The sequence below is a fragment of the Actinomyces sp. HMSC075B09 genome (assembly GCF_001812395.1).
In the GTDB taxonomy this organism is placed as follows: domain Bacteria; phylum Actinomycetota; class Actinomycetes; order Actinomycetales; family Actinomycetaceae; genus Gleimia; species Gleimia europaea.
Genome location: NZ_KV808739.1, coordinates 108190 through 112229 on the forward strand (window position 1 = coordinate 108190; position 4040 = coordinate 112229).

At 55.1% G+C, this 4040-nt stretch carries 3 protein-coding genes and 1 rRNA gene; 2 read left to right on the forward strand and 2 right to left on the reverse strand.

Translation table 11 applies throughout. The features are described from left to right. Positions 1–265: 265 nt before the first annotated feature. Positions 266–1267, reverse strand: a complete 1002-nt coding sequence (gene rfbB / locus HMPREF2854_RS06450) for a dTDP-glucose 4,6-dehydratase (RefSeq protein WP_070620652.1) — start codon at positions 1265–1267, stop codon at positions 266–268. Positions 1268–1428: 161 nt separating this feature from the next. Between rfbB and manA the strand changes: the two genes are divergently transcribed. Both manA and HMPREF2854_RS06460 read left to right on the forward strand, forming a co-directional pair. Next, positions 1429–2613 carry a mannose-6-phosphate isomerase, class I gene (gene manA / locus HMPREF2854_RS06455; protein ID WP_148130919.1) on the forward strand — a complete coding sequence of 395 codons (1185 nt, stop codon included), beginning with the start codon at positions 1429–1431 and terminating at the stop codon, positions 2611–2613. 83 nt (positions 2614–2696) lie between these two features. Next, entirely contained in the window at positions 2697–3611 is a 915-nt protein-coding gene (locus tag HMPREF2854_RS06460) for a cation diffusion facilitator family transporter (protein WP_070620658.1), read from the forward strand. Positions 3612–3789: 178 nt separating this feature from the next. Here HMPREF2854_RS06460 and rrf read toward each other — a convergent pair. Next, a 5S ribosomal RNA gene (gene rrf / locus HMPREF2854_RS06465) occupies positions 3790–3908 on the reverse strand. Positions 3909–4040: the final 132 nt, after the last annotated feature.

Sequence of the window (4040 nt, forward strand, 5' to 3'; positions counted from 1 at the left end):
GCAAAAACTATCCCCCGATTTGCCACTTCCCCTCACACACCTGGTTACAGCCACCGCCTCACGCAGTATTCTGACCCAAAGTGGCAAAAACTACCCTCAGATTCGGCACTTCCCCTCTGAATACCGAATCGAGCAACCATCCCAAACAGTATTCCGACCCAAAGTGGCAAAAACTACCCCTCGATTTGCCACTTCCCCTCACGGTCGTTGGAGACGAGGCTGGGGTTATGGTCAAAACGTCGCCGACGGCCAGAAGGGGCGGGTTTCAGTACCCCTGCTTCAATAGGCACAGCTCCGTAGATGCTTTCATCGGCTCCCACCAGGAGCGGTTCTGCTCATACCACTGAATCGTGTTTGCAAGCTCGTCCTCGAAACCTAGGCGCGTGGGAGCCCACCCAAGATCGGCACGAATCCGCTGCGCATCCAGCGCATACCTGCGGTCATGTCCCGGCCTATCCGCAACAAACTCGAAGTCGTTCTCGTCAGCGCCCATAAGGGTATTGATGCACTTCACGACCTCTAAATTCGACCGCTGCTGTTCCACCCCAATTAGGTAAGTCCTGCCAACCTGCCCGTGTTGGAGGATCTGCCACACGGCCTCGTTATGGTCGTCAACATGGATCCAATCGCGAACGTTTTGGCCTGTTCCATAGATGCGCGGACACCGACCAAGCAGACGTTCCGTTATAGTTCGAGGAATCAACTTTTCCACGTGCTGACGAGGCCCAAAATTATTCGAGCTGTTAGAAATCGTGGCTCGCAATCCAAATGAACGCACCCAGGCTCGCACCAAATGATCTGCCGCCGCCTTCGAAGCCGAATATGGCGAGGATGGCCGGTACGGGCTTTCTTCTGTGAACTTCTGGTGGGTGTTCAATGGCAGATCGCCATACACCTCGTCGGTTGAGACGTGGTGAAAACGCACGTCGAACTCGCGGGCGGCCTCGAGAAGCATCGCCGTGCCGTCCACGTTCGTACGCATAAACAACAGGGGATCTCGTAGAGAATTATCATTGTGCGATTCTGCCGCAAAGTGGACCACAGCATCGGCGTCGCGCACGAGGTCGTAAACGGTTTCCCGATTCAAGATGCTATCTACAACAAGCTTGCACCTGTTCGGATACAGCTTCATGTCTGCCTCAACGAACTGCCTGCCACTGGCATAAGTGAGAGCATCTAGCACCGTGACGTTAGCCCCCTTAGCCAAAGCCAACGACGTGAAGTTGGACCCGATAAAGCCCGCTCCTCCAGTGACAACCAAGTGCATAATCTGATTCTCTCATGCATCCCAAAGCGGTGTACCCGCAGTGAGCGCGAAGTAGCGTAGGGTCAGACGGGGCAGCAGAACCTCACTCGACGCGCTTGATCGAAAACACGACGAAACGGGCTTTTAGTTATACTGAATGCCGGTAATGAAAGCGAGATCGATTGAATCCAACGGCACGTAGAATCTCCGGCTACCCCATGCGTTACGACTGGGGTGACCTGCATGCGCTCCACGACTTTTGTGGCACGCCTGCAGATGGCGAGCCGCTTGCTGAAATTTGGTACGGCACCCACCGCGGCGGTCCGTCACAGCTCGAAGATGGAACGCTCCTCGAAGACGTCGTAGCTCCCCGCGGGAAAGGCGCCCACGTTGACGGCTTCCCCTACCTTGCGAAGCTAATCGCACCCGCAAAGCCCCTTTCAATACAGGTGCATCCATCCATAGAAGAGGCCGAAGCGGGATTCGACCGAGAAAACAAACTCGGTATTCCATTGAGCTCACCTGATCGAGTGTTTGTGGACCGCAATCACAAGCCGGAGATGCTCCTCGCCCTCACCCCATGGCGGACGCTAGTTGGTTTTGCACCGGAGCAAGAACTCATTCGATTCAACGAAGAAGTTTCCACTCCACTGTCTTTGCATATTGCCAAGCTGATTCGTGAGCAAGGCCTGGAACGCCCTGCCGCGTCAGCTCTACGCGACGGGTTGAAACCGCCCATCGAACACGTGGAGGAATACGCGCGTCGATGCGGCGAACTAGCCCGTCACTCGGACCCCGCAATTGCTAAACGCGCAGGCATGCTTGAGTTCGTGCACTCGTTTTTTCCCGGCCAGTCATCTCTGCTCGTGGCCGCGTTGATGAACATCCTCGACCTAGAGCCAGGCCAGGCCCTCTTCACTCCCTCAGGCACCATTCACTCGTACCTGTCCGGCGTGGGATTCGAGGTTATGTCTTCATCGGCAAACACGATCCGCGCGGGCCTCACCAATAAGCACATCGACGTCGAGGGCCTCCTATCCACTGCAAACCTGCGCTCTTCTGCTCCCACCCTTGTGGAACCAGTTAAACATCCCGAATGCGGCATTCACGTCCTCACATATCAACCCGATGTAGAGGACTTCCGCTTAGACGTCGCTGATGCAAGTGGAGGGAGGCTACGAGGTGCAGCAGCCGCCGACACAGTCGTAGTCGCCATCGATGGTAACGGCTTTGTCAATCAAGAGACGCTTGCACGAGGTAGCGCAATGTGGATTCCCGCGCATGGAGATTTCGAACTGCGCGGCACCGTCAAAGTGGCCGTCGTATCCATCGCGAAGGCTCCCGTAAAATGGAGCTTCATACCCTAGTTGCGCTACGGCAACCGCTTAGTATGACTCGCCGGTAAAAGACTAAGATAGATACCATAAGGAAACGGCACAGGAGATGAACAGTGAGCCACGAGCATAACCACGGAGCAGGCGCGCCAACCAACAGACTTTGGTTCGCATTTGGGGTCACTGCAACGGTCATGATTGTAGAGGTGATCGGCGCTGTAGTAACTTCGAGCCTCGCCGTCCTCGTTGACCTCGGACACGTGCTAACTGATCTTCTTGGTTTGGGTATGGCTCTCATCGCCGCCAAACTCGCGGTCAGACAGGCAAGTAAACAACGCACTTGGGGGTGGGCGCGCGCCGAGGTGCTCGCCGCTGCAATGCAGGCAATCATCCTCATCGGAGTTGGCGTGTACGCGGTGGCAGAGGCGATCCGCCGCTTCATCATTCCTCCTCAAATCGAAGGCATGGGCCTGCTGATGGTAGGAATCATAGGTTTGCTTGGTAATATCGCCAGTCTTATCGTGCTCTCCGGAGCGCGCGAGCACAATCTAAACATGCGGGCCGCGTTCCTTGAGGTTCTAAATGATGCTCTTGGCTCGGTCGCGGTCATCGCGTCAGCGATCATCATTAGTACTACAGGATGGCATCAGGCAGATTCGATTGCGAGCCTTATTATCGCCGCGCTCATTGTGCCGAGGGCCGTGGTGATCCTACGTTCGGCCGCCCGCATTCTGATGGAGTTCACTCCAAAAGAACTTGACCTCGATGAGGTTCGCAAGCATCTACTTGGTCTAGAGCATGTTGTGGACGTGCACGATATGCATGCGTCGACCATTGGTACGGGTCAAAACACGTTCAGCGCCCACATCATTCTCTCCGACGAGTGCTTTGCACAAGGTCATGGTCTTGATGTGCTACTGAACGCCGAGGAATGTTTGCGCGAACACCATGGCGTCTCTCTAACGCACACAACGCTGCAGTTAGAACCAGCAGGATTCCGCCACAGCCACGACGACATAGTCCACAAATAGAAACCGCGGCCCTTAACGTGGGGCTCAGCGCAGTATGCTCCGGATGCTAAATATTCCGTGACGGTGTGGTGGACACGCAGTATTGGTGGCAGTGCAGCGGGTTTGGGTTAGGGTGGGTGAATTGTTTTGAGGGGTCCTAACCAAACACTGGTTAGGACCCCTCAAAAATAAAGAATAATAGCGGTGGTTTCCTACTCTCCCACACCCTACCAGGTGCAGTACCATCGGCGTTCACGGGCTTAGCTTCCAGGTTCGGAATGGGATTCTGGGCGTTTCCCCGTGGCTATGACCACCGCAAAAATATCAGCCAACCTGCAAAACACGCTAGTAACGACCAAAATGGTTTACCACCAGTGTTTGCTGCACACACGCGCACTCACCATAGGGGGTGTTTTGTGTGTGGGGTTGGTAGTGGTTTGCATAGTAGTT

Bases quoted from the DNA above. Each gene is read 5' to 3' on its own strand.
- rfbB (WP_070620652.1), bottom strand. From the start codon at position 1,267: ATGCACTTGGTTGTCACTGGAGGAGCGGGCTTTATCGGGTCCAACTTC.